The organism is Pontibacter flavimaris, from assembly GCF_001907195.1.
Taxonomy (GTDB): Bacteria; Bacteroidota; Bacteroidia; order Cytophagales; family Hymenobacteraceae; genus Pontibacter; species Pontibacter flavimaris.
In genome coordinates, this window is the sequence record NZ_LVWA01000012.1 from 308,519 (window position 1) to 324,523 (window position 16,005).

General features: G+C 55.7%; 13 protein-coding genes. 12 read left to right on the forward strand and 1 reads right to left on the reverse strand.

What is annotated here, in order from left to right:
• Positions 1-33 precede the first annotated feature (33 nt).
• The 12 genes from A3841_RS18950 (at position 34) to A3841_RS19000 (ending at position 14,441) form a co-directional block, all read left to right on the forward strand.
• Positions 34-675 (forward strand): hypothetical protein, encoded by a 642-nt coding sequence (locus A3841_RS18950; protein ID WP_139308017.1) that lies wholly within the window; start codon positions 34-36, stop codon positions 673-675.
• A 57-nt stretch (positions 676-732) separates the two neighbouring features.
• Positions 733-1,383: a CatA-like O-acetyltransferase gene (locus tag A3841_RS18955; RefSeq protein ID WP_073854832.1), complete on the forward strand. Its 651-nt coding sequence runs from the start codon at positions 733-735 to the stop codon at positions 1,381-1,383.
• Between the two features lie 127 nt (positions 1,384-1,510).
• The gene (locus A3841_RS18960; protein WP_073854834.1) at positions 1,511-1,828 is read left to right on the forward strand and encodes a hypothetical protein; all 318 of its coding nucleotides are present in this window, start codon (positions 1,511-1,513) and stop codon (positions 1,826-1,828) included.
• A gap of 1 nt (position 1,829) precedes the next feature.
• Positions 1,830-2,324 (forward strand): DUF2231 domain-containing protein, encoded by a 495-nt coding sequence (locus tag A3841_RS18965; protein ID WP_073854836.1) that lies wholly within the window; start codon positions 1,830-1,832, stop codon positions 2,322-2,324.
• 128 nt (positions 2,325-2,452) lie between these two features.
• Positions 2,453-2,890 carry an HYC_CC_PP family protein gene (locus A3841_RS18970; protein WP_073854838.1) on the forward strand — a complete coding sequence of 146 codons (438 nt, stop codon included), beginning with the start codon at positions 2,453-2,455 and terminating at the stop codon, positions 2,888-2,890.
• A gap of 97 nt (positions 2,891-2,987) precedes the next feature.
• Positions 2,988-6,758: an efflux RND transporter permease subunit gene (locus tag A3841_RS18975; protein ID WP_073854840.1), complete on the forward strand. Its 3,771-nt coding sequence runs from the start codon at positions 2,988-2,990 to the stop codon at positions 6,756-6,758.
• Positions 6,755-8,179: a TolC family protein gene (locus A3841_RS18980; RefSeq protein WP_073854842.1), complete on the forward strand. Its 1,425-nt coding sequence runs from the start codon at positions 6,755-6,757 to the stop codon at positions 8,177-8,179. Before A3841_RS18975 ends, A3841_RS18980 begins: the two co-directional genes overlap by 4 nt.
• Before the next feature lie 149 nt (positions 8,180-8,328).
• Positions 8,329-10,098, forward strand: coding sequence for an efflux RND transporter periplasmic adaptor subunit (locus A3841_RS18985; RefSeq protein WP_073854844.1), 1,770 nt, complete (start codon positions 8,329-8,331; stop codon positions 10,096-10,098).
• Positions 10,099-10,110: 12 nt separating this feature from the next.
• Positions 10,111-10,239, forward strand: a complete 129-nt coding sequence (locus tag A3841_RS20755; RefSeq protein WP_262502624.1) for a hypothetical protein — start codon at positions 10,111-10,113, stop codon at positions 10,237-10,239.
• A 14-nt stretch (positions 10,240-10,253) separates the two neighbouring features.
• The gene (locus A3841_RS18990; protein WP_073854846.1) at positions 10,254-10,721 is read left to right on the forward strand and encodes a hypothetical protein; all 468 of its coding nucleotides are present in this window, start codon (positions 10,254-10,256) and stop codon (positions 10,719-10,721) included.
• Positions 10,722-10,822: 101 nt separating this feature from the next.
• Positions 10,823-11,461: a DUF3347 domain-containing protein gene (locus A3841_RS18995; protein WP_073854848.1), complete on the forward strand. Its 639-nt coding sequence runs from the start codon at positions 10,823-10,825 to the stop codon at positions 11,459-11,461.
• Between the two features lie 541 nt (positions 11,462-12,002).
• On the forward strand, positions 12,003-14,441 hold the full coding sequence (locus tag A3841_RS19000; protein ID WP_073854850.1) for an outer membrane beta-barrel family protein: 2,439 nt from the start codon (positions 12,003-12,005) through the stop codon (positions 14,439-14,441).
• Between the two features lie 93 nt (positions 14,442-14,534).
• On the opposite strand, the gene A3841_RS19005 is transcribed toward A3841_RS19000, so the two are convergent.
• Entirely contained in the window at positions 14,535-15,977 is a 1,443-nt protein-coding gene (locus A3841_RS19005; RefSeq protein WP_235861489.1) for a glycoside hydrolase family 30 protein, read from the reverse strand.
• Between the last annotated feature and the right edge of the window lie 28 nt (positions 15,978-16,005).

Below are 16,005 nucleotides of genomic sequence, written 5' to 3' on the forward strand. Positions count from 1 at the left end.
TAGGAGGTAACGGGGATGAGGGGAAAGTATGTTTTGTGGCTACTAGCGATACTTTGGAGCCTGCCTCTGGCGGGCCTGGGGCAAGGCAGAAATTGGGAAGTGGCGGTGGCAGGCGGTGCAGCCCATAACTTCCGGACTCCGTTGCACATGGAGCAAAACGATGCGCCAGAGCTGGAGGTAGACGCCAGGTATAGAACAGAACCCTTCCGCCCGCCCGTGTACTACGACATCCGGGTGAGCACCTGGCAAAACGACAAGGGCTTCGAACTCAAGTTCACCCACCACAAACTGATCCTCGACAACCTCCCGCCAGAGGTGCAGCGCTTTTCTATTACGAATGGCTATAACCTGCTTACCCTAAACCGCCTCTGGCTGGTGCATGGCCTTTCCCTCTCTGCCGGCGCCGGACTTGTTATCACGCATCCGGAATCCACCATACGCGGGGTTCCCTATCCTGAGAATAAAGGCATCTTTAACAAAGGTTATTACATTTCCGGGCCCATGGCGGAGGCTGCTGTAGTCAAGCGTTTATACTTTGCCGATAGGTGGTTTATACTTGGCGAAGGACGTGTGACGGCCTCGTATGTGGAGGTGCCTGTAGCCAACGGCAAAGCCCGCCTCTCGAATGTGGCCTTGCATGGGCTGCTGGGCGTAGGGTTCAAGATTATCCCTTAATAGAACCACTCTCACTTTCCGGGGAAATCGTACCTTTGCGCCTCATTTCAAGCTTACATGAACACGCATACACGATCTCCCAAAACCCGGTTCGAGGTAAAAGGCTGGGAGCGGGAGGAACACTTCCATTTCTTTAGGACCTTTGCCAATCCCTTCTTCAATGTCCACACCGAGATAGAGATTACCAACCTCTACCATTACTGCAAACAAAACGGTTTATCGGTTTTCCTGGCCTACCTGCACGCTGCCACCGCGGCGGCCCGCAAAACGGAGAATTTCCTGCTGCGCCTGGAAGGAGACGAGGTGGTAAAGTATGAGGCGGTGGATATTTCCACTACCATGCTCACCGATCAGAAGACGGTTGCTTTCGTGCATCTGCCCCACCACCCGGATCTCCATACTTTCTGCCACAACAGCGCCGAGATTGTGGCGGAGGTTAAAAAGAGCAATCGCCTGTTTTACGGCTACAACGGCCCGGACCTGCTGCATGCCACCACCCTGCCCTGGTTCAAGTTTAAAGGTATGGAGCATGCGCACGCCGATGACCCTAACGATGCCATCCCCAAGCTAGCCTTCGGAAAGCTGGAGATGCAGGATGAAAAAGTACTGCTGCCGCTGAGCGTGCGGGTGCATCACGCCCTGGCCGACGGCTACCACATTCACCTTTTCCTGCAGCACATGGAAGCAAGTATAAAGGCACTGGGTTGATCAGGCGTAAAGCTCATCATCCATAAAAAGCGAGCTTTTTCTTACCCTTTTCTAATAGTTGCGTATATACAATTTGCTATACTTTACCGGTAAGGCAATCATTTTTCATCTTTTAAAACCAAAAACTATGAACCGCATTAAACCATTCTTATTGGCCTTCCTTTTCATGGTCCCGCTTCTGTTCTCTTGCAGCCAGGGCACCGACGTGGTGGAGTCTGGCACCTACCAGGGCACCGTGGATGAGGTAGAGCCGGAGAAAACCGAGATCTATGTAAAGACCGACGACGACAGACGCCTGGAGCTATACTTTACCGAGAACACCACCCTGACCCGCAACGGCGAAACGGTAACTTTTGACCAGCTGCAGAAAGGCCAGCGTGTAGAAGTGGAGGTAGAGAAAGTAGGCCAGCGCCTCGACCCGAAGGCAGTAAGAATCCTGGAATAGCATGCCTGAGCCAACATTCTGGCGAACAGAAGTATGGCATCCGCTCACGGTGCATTTCCCGATAGCGCTGCTGACTTTTGCCACGCTTGTAAAACTGATTGCTATCTTCTTAAAGCCCGCTTCTGCTGATTTCTGGCAGAAGGCGGGTTCTTATTTACTGTACGCCGGCGCCCTGGCCGCCTGGCTCAGCCTTTATACCGGCAACCTGGCCGATGGCGTGGTCTCCCGCAAATTATGCGACCCCACCGTGCTCAAGCAGCACCAGATTTTTGCCGAGTACCTTACCTATACTTTCACGGCCGCCGCGCTCCTGGACCTAGCCTGGCGCACGGGCCTGCTCACCTTTAAACCGCGCCTGGTGCAGGCTGTGATTCTCCTGCTGCTCGTCGCGGGCACCGGTTTCCTGACCTATGCCGGCCACCTGGGCGCCCGGGTGGTATACCAACAGGCGGGTGGCGTCTACGTGCCTTCCCCGGATTGTGCTGAGTTCAGATAACCTGCTTTGTATCGGACTTTAGCTGCATTTCGCCGAAACTTCATGGGAATGTTGTAAAAGTTTTTCATAATTGTATAACCATACTTGCCGCCTGGGGCTTACCTTTGCAGCAAGTATAAACATATACCATGAAGCTTTACCGCCAGGTCATATTGCTAACCCTTACGCTGCTAGTGCTCGTCTCCTCGACGGGCATGGCCGTAGGGCTGCATATTTGTGGTGGCGAGCTGCGCGACATTACGTTGTTTGGCGCTGAGGCCGACTGTCCGATGGACATGCACCAGCCGGCAGAGAAGTTCCCCGCCTGCCATACACCGGTACTTGATCAAAAAGAGGATACCTGCTGTAAGGATCATGCCTTTGTGGTGGAGCGTCTTGACGCCACTTCCAAGCACGACGTCATCTCGCTGACCAAGCTGCAGGATCTGCAGCTGCTGGCAATAATAAAGGCGGTTATCTTCCGGTTTTATACTTCCGAAACAGATCTAGAGCCGACTTACGCGCTTTATACTTCCCCCCCGCTGGCCCGCGACATACCGGTGCTGGTGCAGTCCTTCCTTCTATAATCCCTGCTTTTTCTCGATAGCTACCCGCCCTCCGGCTGGTATGGTTTTGCGCTGCCTTTCCGGTGGCCATCCTTCCCTGCATTCAATCGATTAAAGCATGTTAAACAGCGTAATAAAATTCTTCCTGGAGCAGAAACTGGTCACCGTGCTGCTCCTGCTGCTCATCCTTGGCTGGGGCATTGTCGTGTCCCCGTTCAACTGGAACGTTAACTTCCTGCCAAGCGATCCGGTTCCGGTGGATGCCATCCCGGACATTGGCGAGAACCAGCAAATCATTTTCACCGAGTGGATGGGGCGCTCCCCGCAGGACGTGGAAGACCAGATCACCTATCCCCTCACCACTTCCCTTTTGGGAATGCCGGGTGTGAAGACCATCCGCTCCACTTCCATGTTCGGGTTTTCCAGCATCTACGTCATTTTCGACGAGGACACGGAGTACTACTGGAGCCGCTCCCGCATCCTGGAGAAACTAAACTCGCTGCCCTCCGACCTGCTGCCCGACGAGGTAACGCCAAAGCTGGGCCCGGATGCCACGGCGCTGGGGCAGGTGTACTGGTACACCCTGGAAGGCCGCGACGAAGAGGGTAAGCCTGCCGGCGGCTGGGACCTCCACGAACTGCGCACCATCCAGGACTACTATGTGCGCTACTCCCTGGCCGGGGCCGAGGGTGTGGCCGAGGTGGCCTCGGTGGGAGGATATATCAAGGAGTACCAGGTGGACCTGGACCCGGTGGCCATGAAGGCCAACAACATCTCGATGATGGAGGTGATGACTGCCCTGCAGAACAGTAACCAGGATGTGGGCGCCAATACCGTGGAGATAAACCAGGTGGAGTACCTGGTGCGTGGCCTCGGCTACGTGCAGGACCTGGAGGACATTGAGGAGGCCGTGGTCCGGGTAAACGCCAACGTTCCCATCCGTATCCGCGACATTGCCCGGGTCAACATCGGCCCGGCCGACCGCTCCATGCTGGGCATCCTGGATAAAAGCGGTGCCGAGGCGGTGGGGGGTGTGGTGGTGGCCCGCTATGGCGATAACCCGCTGGCCGTGATCAACAACGTGAAGGAGAAGCTGGACGAGATCGCTGCCGGCCTGCCCTCCAAGAAGCTGGCCGACGGGCGCACCTCCAAAGTAACCGTAGTGCCTTTCTACGACCGCACCCAACTGATTAACGAAACCCTGGGCACCCTGAGCGAGGCGATCATACTTCAGATCCTGATCACGATCATCGTCATCATCGTGATGGTGTACAACCTGCGTGCCTCGCTCCTTATATCAGCCCTGCTCCCACTGGCCGTGCTCATGTGCTTTATCATGATGAAGCAGTTCAATGTGGACGCCAACATCGTGGCCCTGTCGGGTATTGCCATTGCCATCGGCACCATGGTGGATCTGGGGATTATACTCAATGAGAACATCCTGCGGCACATGGAGGAGGCCCCGCCCGGGCAGTCGCTGCTGAAAACGGTATACAACGCCGCCGCTGAGGTGAGCAGCGCCATCCTCACCGCCGTGGCCACTACCGTCGTGAGTTTCCTGCCGGTGTTCACCATGGAGGCCGCGGAAGGAAAGCTGTTCGGCCCGCTGGCCTATACCAAAACCTTTGCGCTGATCGCCTCCCTTATCTTTACGCTCCTGATCATGCCGGCCTTTGCGCATACTGTCTTTGGGCTGAGGTCAAAGAGCGTTAGCTGGTCCAAAATTCTGAACTGGGGGCTGCTGGTGTTGGGAGTAGTGGCGCTGTTTATACTTCCGCTGGCAGGCATCGTGCTTATACTTATCGCTGCCAACAACCTGCTTACCTACTATCAGCCGGAGCGCTATGGCAAGTATAATACACCGGTTATGGTGGGGATTGCCGTGCTCGCGGTGTCGTGGCTGCTGGCCACCCAATGGATGCCGCTGGGTGCCTCCGTTAGCCTGCTGACCAACTTCATCTTCATCCTGCTGGTTATCGGGTTGCTTCTGGGCGCTTTTGCCCTGTTCATTGCCGCTTACCCGCGCATCCTGATGTGGTGCCTTGATCACAAAAGCACGTTCCTGCTTATACCTGCCTTCATAATGCTGCTCGGCCTGACCATATGGGTGGGATTTAACGGCCTGTTCGGGTGGTTTGCCAGCGGCATCGACAAGACAGGGTATAACATCCGCACCACCTCCATATGGAGCGGACTGGCGCATACGTTCCCGGGTATGGGCGAGGAGTTCATGCCATCCCTGGACGAGGGGGCCTTCCTGTACATGCCCACCTCCATGCCGCACTCCGGCGTAGAGGCCAACCTGCGCATTGTGCAGCAACTGGACATGCTCATCACGGCTATCCCGGAGGTGGAGTCGGTGGTAGGCAAGGCCGGCCGCGCTGAAACCGCCCTGGACCCCGCTCCGATGTCGATGTTCGAGAACATGATCCAGTATAAATCAGAGTATAAAACCGACGCGAACGGCCAGCGCCTGCGCTTTAAGGTAGACGAGGAGGGTAAGTTCGTGCGTAACGAGGCCGGTGAGTTAATAGCAGATAGCAACGGGGAATACTTCCGCCAGTGGCGCGACCATATCAAGAGCCCGGATGACATCTGGGATGAGATCGTAAAGGTGGCCAACATACCGGGCGTAACCTCGGCTCCGAAACTGCAGCCCATCGAGACGCGACTGGTGATGCTGCAGACAGGTATGCGCGCGCCGATGGGCGTGAAGGTATTCGGCCCGGACCTGGAGACCATCGAGGACTTCAGCCTGCAGTTGGAGCGCCTGCTGAAGCAGGTGCCCTCCGTAAAACCGGAAGCCGTGTTCGCCGACCGGTCGCTGGGCAAGCCCTACATGGAGATTGAGCTGAACCGCAAGGCCATGGCACGCTATGGCCTGAACGTGACCGACGTGCAGGAGTACATTGAGGTTGCAATGGGTGGCATGGCCATGACCACCACCGTGGAAGGACGCGAGCGCTACTCCATCCGCGCCCGCTACGCCCGCGAATACAGGAACGACCCTGAATCCATTGATAGGATCCTGATCACGACGGCTAGTGGGGCGCAGATTCCGCTGGGAGAAGTGGCAGAGGTGGTGTACCGCCCTGGCCCGATGATGATTCGCGGCGAAAATTCATTCCTGACAGGCTACGTGCTGCTCGACAAGCAGGACGGCTTTGCCGAGGTAACGGTGGTGGAGGATGCGCAGCGCTTCCTGAGCCAGAAGATCGATTCTGGTGAGCTGGTGGTGCCGGCTGGTGTAAGCTTCAAGTTTTCGGGCAACTACGAGAATCAGATTCGCGCCGAAGAGCGCCTGGCCATCATCATCCCACTCAGTTTGCTCATCATCTTCCTGATTTTATACTTCCAGTTCCGCTCCGTCTGGACCACGCTGTTCATTTTCACGGCCATCGCAATGGCTTTCTCGGGCGCCTTCCTGATGCTCTGGCTCTATGGACAGGACTGGTTCATGAACTTCTCCTTTGCAGACACCAACATACGGGACCTGTTCCAGATGCGCAACTTTAACCTGAGCGTGGCCGTCTGGGTGGGCTTTATTGCCTTGTTCGGCATCGCCACGGATGACGGCGTGGTGATGGGCACCTACCTGAAGCAGAGTTTTGACAACCTTCATCCGGAGTCCCGAAAACAGGTGCGCCAGGCAGTGCTGGAGGCCGGCATGCGCCGTGTAAGGCCGTGTCTGATGACCACGGCCACTACCCTGCTGGCGCTGCTGCCGGTGCTCACCTCCACCGGCCGGGGCTCCGACATCATGGTGCCGATGGCGATTCCAACCTTCGGAGGTATGACAGTGGCCTTGATCACGCTGTTCATCGTGCCGGTGCTCTACAGCTGGCGCGAGGAACTGAGGGTAAAAAAGCAAACCAAGCAAGTAGCATGAAAAAGATCGTTTTAAGTATACTGATACTGCTGGCACTCGCCCCACTCGCGCAGGCGCAAACCCTGGAGGAGTACCTGGTGATGGCCGGAGAGAACAACCCGCAGCTGAAGGCCCGCTACGCCGAGTACCAGGCGGCGCTGCAGAAAGTGCCGCAGGCGGGTGGCCTTCCGGACCCGGAAGCTACCTTCAACTTCTTCCTCAAGCCGATGGACCGGTTCATGGGCAGTCAGGTGGGCGATATCTCCATCATGCAGATGTTCCCGTGGTTCGGCTCGCTGGATGCTGCCAAAACAGAGGCGAACTACATGGCACAGATGCAGTTTTCGTCTTTTATCGAGGCAAAGATCAACCTCTACCACACCGTGCGCACCACCTGGCTCAGCCTCTATCAGATAGACCGGGAAGTGCTGTTGCTGGAGCGGGAACTGGAGATACTGCAGGCGCTGGAGCGACTGGCGCTGGCCAAGTATAAATCGGCGCCCGCGGCTTCCTCATCAGCTCCATCCACCCCGCGCCAAAGCATGGGCACTACTTCTAAAACGGGTGGAGGCAGCAATGCCTCTGGTGGCATGGCGGGTATGGGCGGCGCGACCGGCAGCACCAGCGGCTCCTCCGGCGGAGGAAGTATGAGCGGCGGTATGTCAAGTATGGCTTCCTCAGGTAACAGCATGGTGGATGTCATCCTGATCAGGGTGCAGGTGAAGGACCTGGAGAATAGGTTGCAGCTCCTCCGCGACTCCCGCAGGCCAAAGCAGATCGCCTTCAACAGCATGCTCAACCGGGACCATAGCCTGGAGGTGCAGATTGCTGATACGCTGGAGCCCGTTGCCCTGCCCGCCTCGCTATCCCTGATCCAGGATTCTATCCGCCAGAACCACCCCATGCTGAAGATGTATGAATGGGACGCAAAGGCGCGCGAGGCACAGCTCCGCATGGCACAGCTCATGGGCAGGCCTATGTTTGGCGTGGGCCTCAACTACATGGTATTCAAACCCAGGCCGGACGAGATGACGCAGATGCCGATGGGCGGCGAGAACATGGTGATGCCGATGGTAACCGTAACGCTGCCGATCTACCGCAAAAAGTATAAAGCGGCCCGGAAGGAGGCACAGTTTGCGCAGGAGGCTGCCGTAGCCAACAAAGAGGCCACCGAGAACATGCTGTTCGCCGAGCTGAGCACCCTGCTCTACGACTACCAGCGCGCCACCAGCACCCTGCAGTTGCTGCAGGACCAGATCACGCTCAACGAGCAGGCCATCCGCCTGCTTACCACCAACTATAGCGTGGCAGGAGCAGGTATTGAGGAGATCCTGCGGCAGCGCCAGGCCATACTTGGCTTCCGGCAGCAGCAACTGCAGGCCATCACGGATCAGCACACGGCTGTCTCAGCGATTAATCGCATGATGAACAGCGACAATTGATAAACCTACCTTGGCGCGCATCTTATGATTCGTGCCTTGGCGTGAATGTTGAGTCTCCGACTCAACTGGGCCTCTGGCCCAGGTATAGTATGCAGGGGTCCGGAGACCCACCCTATTAAAAAACTGAAAAGTATCTACAGGATAAACAGATGAAACCAAGAAATAAACAATTCGCAACTTACCTGCTCATCGCCCTGGGGGGCCTGCTGCTGGGCTGGCTTATCTTTGGGGGACGATCCTCTGAAGAAGCGCACAACCATGCGGCCGAAACGGCAGGCGCAACGGAGTATACCTGCTCTATGCACCCGCAGATCAGGCAGGATGGGCCGGGCAAGTGCCCGCTTTGCGGTATGGACTTGATTCCGGTTACGGCGAATGGCAGCTCCGGCGAGGCAAGCCCCTACGTGCTGGAGATGACGCCGGAGGCCATCGCGCTTTCCAACATCCAGACCTCGCCGGTACAGCTGATGAACCCGGAAAATGAGCTGTTGCTCTCTGGTACGGTGCAGCTGAACGAGCAGAAGGTCTCCTCCATCACGGCCAAGTTCCCGGGCCGCATCGAGCGGCTGTATGTAAACTTCACGGGCCAGGAGGTGCGCAAGGGCCAGAAGCTGGCTTCCCTGTACTCCCCGGAACTGCTAACGGCCCAGCGCGAGCTGCAGGAGGCGGCCAAATCAAAGGACCTGATGCCGGAGCTTTACGAGGCAGCCAAAACAAAGCTGCGGCTCTGGAACATCTCCAGCAGCCAGATCCAGCGCATCGAGAATGCAAACGAACTACTCACCAACTTTGATATCTACGCGGATGCCTCCGGGGTGGTAACCGAGCGCCTGGTGGCTGTAGGCGATTACGTAAGCACAGGGTCTGTGCTGGTAGAGGTTGCCAACCTGTCGTCGGTGTGGGTGGTGCTGGATGCCTATGAAAGCGACCTTTCCTGGGTTAAGGAAGGCGCGACGGTAAGCTTTACCGTGCCGGGCATACCGGGCAAGGAGTTCACTGCTAAGGTACAGTTCGTAACGCCCGTGCTGGATGCCAGCACCCGCGCCGTGCAGGTGCGCGCAGAGGTCAGCAACCCGGGCAACCAACTGAAGCCAGGCATGTTTGCCAACGCCCGCATCATAACATCCTCAAAAACCACTACCAAGGAGAATGCACTGGCCGTACAGCGCACCGCCGTGTTATGGACCGGAAAGCGCTCGGTGGTGTATGTGAAGGTGGATGACCGTGACGCGCCGGCCTTTGAGATGCGGGAGGTAACGTTGGGGCCTCGCCTGGGCGATATGTACCTGGTGGAGTCCGGGCTGAGCGAAGGGGAGCAGGTGGTAACCAACGGTGTCTTCGCCGTGGACGGAGCCGCCCAGCTTAGCGGCAACTATAGTATGATGTCGGCGCCGGCCAGCAAACTACTGGAGGTGCCGGAGCAGTTCCGGCAGCAGGTGACGGCACTGGTAGATGCTTATTATACGCTGAAGAACGAGCTGGTGGCTTCTGATGCGGCCGGGGCCAGCCAGGCGGCTGCCACCTTCGGCCAGGCATTGAACAAAGTGGACATGAGCCTGTTGGATGGCAGTACCCACGCCAAATGGATGCAGCTGCTGCCCGCGCTGCAGGCGAATGCCGCAGCTATCCAGAAAAGCACCGACATCGGGAAACAGCGCGAGGCCTTCTCGCCCCTCTCCGACCACCTGATCGAGGTAGTGGAGACTTTTGGCACGAACAAGGAAACCGTATACAAGCAGAAATGCCCGATGGCCTCCAACGACCAGGGTGCCTACTGGCTGAGTGAGCAGAAGGAAATCCGCAACCCATACTTTGGAGAAGCCATGATGACCTGCGGTGAGACGGAACAGACCTTCCGGCAGGGCGCAGGAGCACCTGCCGGAGAAAAGCCCAAACCGGCACAAGGGCACGTGCACTAAAACTATTTTGCCATGAAAGAATGTTGCAGAACCGGCGACACCGAGCCGCGCAAGCCAAAGCAGAACTGGCTGAAGTGGCTGCTGTACCTGGTGCTATTGCTGGCCCTCGGGCTGGTATTCTTTGAACAGTTTACTACTTAACTTATACTGTACCCATGAAAAAGAACCTGTTTTACACCACCGTTTTATCGGCAGTACTGCTGGCCTCGTGTAGCTCGGAGAACAGCCCGGTAACGCAGGCTACCGCAGCCCCCGAGACCACCACCCAAGCTCCTACCGGACACGAAGGCCACATGGCCAGCATGCAACCACAGCAACAAGCCTCCCCTGCCGACCTGATGACAGAAGATGGTCTGCCCAAGGACCTGGTGTGCATGGTGAACAACGCCTTTATGGGCAAAGAGCAGTACCCGGTGGCCTTTGAGGACAAAATGTACTATGGCTGCTGCGAAATGTGCGTGAACACCATCAAGAACCAGCGCGAGGTGCGCTACGCCACCGACCCCGTAACGGGCGAGGAAGTGGACAAGTCAACGGCCTTTATTGCCCTGAAGCCAGGCAGCACCAACGGCGATGTGCTATACTTTGCCTCTGAGGAAAACTATGAAAAGTATGTGCAATAGCGCATACCGGGTAGTGCGTAAGCATCAACGGCATACATAGTTTCTGCTTTTCAGAAATGAATGTATACCTTTGTAACATACAGTCCATTAAATCTCTTGAAATGAAAAAGACACTTTTTGCAGCTGCTGTAGTAGCCGCCTTCACCTTTGCCTCTTGCTCGGAGAGCAGCTCTGAGCATACAGAAGCATCAACAGAGCACCAGGGCCACGAGGGCATGGACCATGGAGACATGACCAAGGCCGATGCCGCAAACCAGGCGGTAGTGGAAACGCCTGACTACTCGTCTGTGGCTGAGCCTGTAAAAACGCAGGTAGTGCAGCTGGTGGAGGAGTACCTGAAGCTGAAGGATGCCCTGGTTGCCTCAGACGCAGCAGCTGCCAAGGCCGCTGCCAACCAGGTGCTTAATCTGGCCAAGGCCGTGCCTGTAGCGGACATCGCTGAGGCGGAGTCAAAGGCGTATGCCGAGGAAAAAACCGGAAATATCGTGAGCAGCGCCTCCAGCATTGCCGGCGCAACCAGCATCGACGCGCAGCGCGAGAGCCTGGAGCAGCTCTCTGAGTCGGTTTATGCTCTGGCCAAGGCCTATGGTGCCACTGACCAGAAACTATACTACCAGCATTGCCCCATGGCTCTGAACGACAAGGGCGCTTACTGGCTGAGCGCGAACGAGGAAATCCGCAACCCATACTTTGGCGACAAAATGCTGAAGTGCGGCAGCACCGAGGAAGTGCTCAACTAAGTATAAAAAGACACTACAAGTATAAAAGGCAGAGGACTTCAGGGTTCTCTGCCTTTCTTGTTTCAGAAATCTGTCCTCCCTGCCGAATGAAAGAGGCGCTGGGTAAAGTTGAGCCAGCAATAATTCACCAACCAAGTATAACTCCTTTTCGAATTTGCTCCTATCCTCGTTATGCTGTGGCCACCGCCGGCAAAAGCTTTAAAGTATGGCCGGCGCTAGAGACACTTCCTGCCATACCTGCGCAGTGATGAAAGTATAGCTACAGGCTTACCGGGCCACGCGGCATGCTTCCCTACAAAAATTTTACCCCGCCAGGCAACCAACTCCCTCCTTCGGGCATCTTTCTACACAATGCGCCGCGCCACGAATCCGCAAACACAGGAAAGGCTTTCTCGCCCGGGCATGGCTGCTGTTAGAAGATAAAATCTGCTCGTTCGTCTAAAAAGTAAATCAGAACCCAAACAGTACCTTGCAATACAAAGTACTATAGTATAAGTTTGCATCATCGATCCATCTATCAACTACGACACAAAATAAAACCATGAAAAGATTTTACGTTTACCTCATCTTCCTCTTTTTTCTATCCAGCAGCCATACCTTCGCGCAATCTGCGGGGATGCTCACAGGCACTGTAATAGACGACCAAAAAAAGCCGGTAGGCTTTGTGAATGTGGCCGTGCTGGAGGCCGCCACGGCTAAGGTTGTTACAGGCGCCATTGCCGACATGGATGGCAACTTCCAGATCATGACCCCTGCCAAAGGCACGTACCTGCTCAAGCTAAGCGGCCTGGGTTACCTGGACCTGCAGACACCTGCCTTTGAGGTGTCGGGCCCGGACTTTTCGAAGGATTTCGGCAAGCTGCAGGTAAAGCCGGATGTGAAAACCCTGAAAGAGGTGCAGGTGCAGGCCCTGCGCCCCACGGTGGTGACAGAGGCGGATAAAATGGTGGTGAGCGTGGAAGGCACCGCCCTGGCTGCTGGCAGCACCGCTTATGAGATCCTGGCCAAATCGCCGGGCGTGTGGATAGACCAGGACGGCAACATCCAGCTCAATGGCAAATCCGGCGTGCAGATCATGATCAACGGCAAGCGCAGCTATCTTTCCGGTAAGGAGCTGCAGACGCTGCTGCAAGGCATGACGGCCGAGAACGTAAAGGACCTGGAGATCATTTCTAACCCTTCGTCCAAGTATGACGCGGAGGGTGCCTCCGGGGTGATCAACCTCAACCTGAAAAAGAATGCGGATACGGGTATGAACGGCAGTGTGTACGCCGGTTACCAGTACAACAACCTGAGCACTTATACTTCCGGTGCGGAGGTGAGCTACAAGAGCGGCAAGTGGAACTCGTTTGCCAGCCTGGATGCTGCCCGCCGCATGCGCTACCGCGACATGGAGATGAACCGCATTTTTCAGAACCGGGACGGCGGCAAAACCAGCTTCGACCAGATCGGCAAAGAAGAGGTAAAACGGCTGGAGCCCTCCCTGCGCCTCGGCACCGACTACGATTTTAACGACAAACACAGCGTGGGGGTGATGGCCAACCTGATCTACAACCGCAGCGAGTTTGCCTTCCAGACGGATTCCTACCTGCGGGAGCCTGGCGCTACCGCTCCCCTGTACATCGATGCCCTGAACTCGGCCGAGGGCTATTATGGCAACGGCACGTTTAACCTGCACTATATGGGCAAGCTCGATACCCTGGGCACTACCCTTTCGGCCGACCTGGATTATGTGCACATCCTCAGCGACGATGACTTCGAGTTCAGGAACCGCTATGAAACCCTGGGCAGCGACGAGCCGGTACGGCACGAGTTGCTGCTGAGCGAAAACCCCACCAGCTACGACATCTACTCAGCCAAGGTAGACTATACCAAGCCGCTCAACAAAGAAACCAAGCTCGAACTGGGCGCCAAGGTCAGCCATGTAGTATCAGATAACGAACTGCGCTTCTTCGAGACCTCCGACGAGAGAAAGTCGCTGGACCCCAAACGCACGAACCACTTCGTTTTTAAGGAAAATATCTATGCGGCTTATGCCAACCTGAATACCAGCCTGGGTGCGAAATGGACTCTGCAGGCGGGCTTACGCGCAGAACAGACAGCATCCACGGGCACCTCTATCACCAAAAAATCGAAGAAAGACCGCAGCTACCTGAACCTGTTCCCCAGCGTGTTCCTGCAGCAGAAGGTAAGCGACAACTACCAGATCGGCTACAAGTATAGCCGCCGTATCAACAGGCCGCACTACGAGGCACTGAACCCGTTCATCTTCTACCTCGACCCGTATACCTGGGCCCAGGGCAACCCGGAACTCCGGCCGCAGTACACCAACTCCTATGAGGTAACACACACCCTAAAGCAGACTTACAACCTCATACTCGGTTACGCAGTAACGAAAGACTTTATAGCGGAGGTGCCCAACCAGAACCCGGAGAACAACACCACCGTTTTCCAGCGGCAGAACGTGCGTGACCTGAAGAGCGCCAGAGCCACCCTAGTGGCCCCGATCAAGATCTCCAACAACTGGGATATCAGCAACAACGTGGTGGTGATGTACCAGGAGTATACGAACGCTGTCAATAGCGACATGGTGGTAAACGACCAGGTAACGGCCATCGCCCAGACGACCAACAACGTGCTGCTGCCGCAAAGCATCCGTCTGGAACTGGGTGGCAGCTACCAGAGCCCTGCCGTATATGGCCTCTACCAGATAGGTGAGCAGTGGTGGGTGGATGCCGGCCTAAAGCGCACCTTCCTGGACGATAGGCTGACGCTGAGCATGAACGTTACCGACATTTTCAAGAGCCGTGTGCTGAAGGTGAACACCAACCTGAACGGGAACGTGAACGCCATTGAGCAGTACCACGGCGCCCGCTCTTTCCGAATTAACCTGCGCTACCGCTTCAGCAAGGGCTCCGAGTTTGAGTCGAAGAAACGTAACGTGGACCTGGATGAACTGAACCGCACCGGCGGTAACTAGCACTTGTTTTGTGTAAAATCGATAAAGGCCTGCGGCGTTTGCTACAGGCCTTTATCGGTTAGAAGTATGGGCTGTGGTCGCGGTCGATTATACTTACCACACATACGTGCCAACAGCGCCCGCAGGCAGGTTGGATGCTACCTGCTTTCCTTTATGGCTGATGTTGAAGCTTTGGGTAGTCGTGCTGTCATTCAGTACAATCAGCACCAATTGTCCTTCGGGAGTTTTGAACGCAACATTTGGTAAGGTATCCGGCATATTACTGGCAATGCGTACGGAACCTGGACGGGCAAACTTTGAAGCATGTGCTATAATATAGTAGGCCGGATTGCGGGTAATTGAGTTGCCATCAACTGTAACAGCACCCAGACACTCTGTACAACCGCCGGGGGTATGCGGATTCTGCTCCGGATCAGCTGCCAGATTCCATTCCAACACGTTTTTGCTCCAGTTACGCGGGGCACCGATGATCAGGTTCTTGGTGTGCCAGTGGAGATTTTCCGGGAAATCGCCCGGTGCGCCAATCCACTGCTCTGTAAAGTATAAATTCTTATCCGGATGGGCTTCGTGTACTTTGGAGAGCGCGTCTATTGTGCCGCCATACAGGTGAAAGGCAGCGCCATCAATATACTTCTTCGCCTCCGGATCATTTAAAATAGTAATTGGGTAATCAGGGCGGTCGGCATTATGATCGTAAATTACAATCTTGGTTTCCAGGTTGGCTGCTTCGAAAGTTGGCCCTAAGTGGTTCTTTACGAAAATTGCCTGGTCTTCCGCCAGCATCAGCAGACTTGGGTTGTTGCCGGGATGCAAGGGCTCGTTCTGCACCGTTATGGCATCTACGGTGATCCCCTCTGCCGCCATACCTTGAATATACTCCATAAAGTACTTGGCATAGGCATCGTAATACTCCGGCTTCAGGCTTCCTCCTTTTGAGTTATTGTTGGTCTTCATCCAGGTAGGTGGCGACCATGGCGATCCCATAATTTTAATGTCTGGATTGATAGCCAGGATTTCCTTCAGCACCGGAATCAGGTATTTCCTGTCCGGCGACAGGTCAAACTTCTCCATGTTCACATCCGTCTCACCGGCAGCCAGGTCGTTGTACGAAAACACCTCCGGATCTAGGTCGGAGGCACCTATACTTACACGCAGGTAGCTGATGCCAATGTTTTTACCTTCCGTACCGAATAACTCCTCCAGTAGAGCGGCACGATTCTGCGGGTCCATCTGGTGAATAAGCAGGGCACTTCCCCCTGTCAACGAGAAACCGAAGCCATCCATGGTTTGGTACGTTTCATTCTCGTTCACCTCAATGGTAAGCTGCTGATTTGTGCTGCTACCAAACTCGAGGCTTGAATCCTGGCGCTCGAACAAAACGGACTGATCAGGGGTTGTCAGCCACAGGGCTACACCCGGCGATTCGCTCTCTGATTGGCTGGTGTCTTTCTCCTGGCAGGCCGAAAATGATGCAACCAGCAAAGACAGCGCAAGGGTGCGGCGCAGCAGGCTCATACTAAGGTTCTTCTTATGCATAGTAGGGTATGATTTATTAGGGCAGCTT

What these genes read in the sequence shown, in the direction of transcription:
- A3841_RS18960 (WP_073854834.1), top strand. Translation starts at nt 1,511, where the DNA reads ATGAACCGCATTAAACCATTCTTATTGGCCTTCCTTTTCATGGTCCCG.
- A3841_RS18980 (WP_073854842.1), top strand. Translation starts at nt 6,755, where the DNA reads ATGAAAAAGATCGTTTTAAGTATACTGATACTGCTGGCACTCGCCCCA.
- A3841_RS18990 (WP_073854846.1), top strand. Translation starts at nt 10,254, where the DNA reads ATGAAAAAGAACCTGTTTTACACCACCGTTTTATCGGCAGTACTGCTG.
- A3841_RS18995 (WP_073854848.1), top strand. Translation starts at nt 10,823, where the DNA reads ATGAAAAAGACACTTTTTGCAGCTGCTGTAGTAGCCGCCTTCACCTTT.
- A3841_RS18975 (WP_073854840.1), top strand. Translation starts at nt 2,988, where the DNA reads ATGTTAAACAGCGTAATAAAATTCTTCCTGGAGCAGAAACTGGTCACC.
- A3841_RS19005 (WP_235861489.1), bottom strand. Translation starts at nt 15,977, where the DNA reads ATGCATAAGAAGAACCTTAGTATGAGCCTGCTGCGCCGCACCCTTGCG.
- A3841_RS20755 (WP_262502624.1), top strand. Translation starts at nt 10,111, where the DNA reads ATGAAAGAATGTTGCAGAACCGGCGACACCGAGCCGCGCAAGCCAAAG.
- A3841_RS18985 (WP_073854844.1), top strand. Translation starts at nt 8,329, where the DNA reads ATGAAACCAAGAAATAAACAATTCGCAACTTACCTGCTCATCGCCCTG.
- A3841_RS19000 (WP_073854850.1), top strand. Translation starts at nt 12,003, where the DNA reads ATGAAAAGATTTTACGTTTACCTCATCTTCCTCTTTTTTCTATCCAGC.
- A3841_RS18965 (WP_073854836.1), top strand. Translation starts at nt 1,830, where the DNA reads ATGCCTGAGCCAACATTCTGGCGAACAGAAGTATGGCATCCGCTCACG.
- A3841_RS18970 (WP_073854838.1), top strand. Translation starts at nt 2,453, where the DNA reads ATGAAGCTTTACCGCCAGGTCATATTGCTAACCCTTACGCTGCTAGTG.
- A3841_RS18955 (WP_073854832.1), top strand. Translation starts at nt 733, where the DNA reads ATGAACACGCATACACGATCTCCCAAAACCCGGTTCGAGGTAAAAGGC.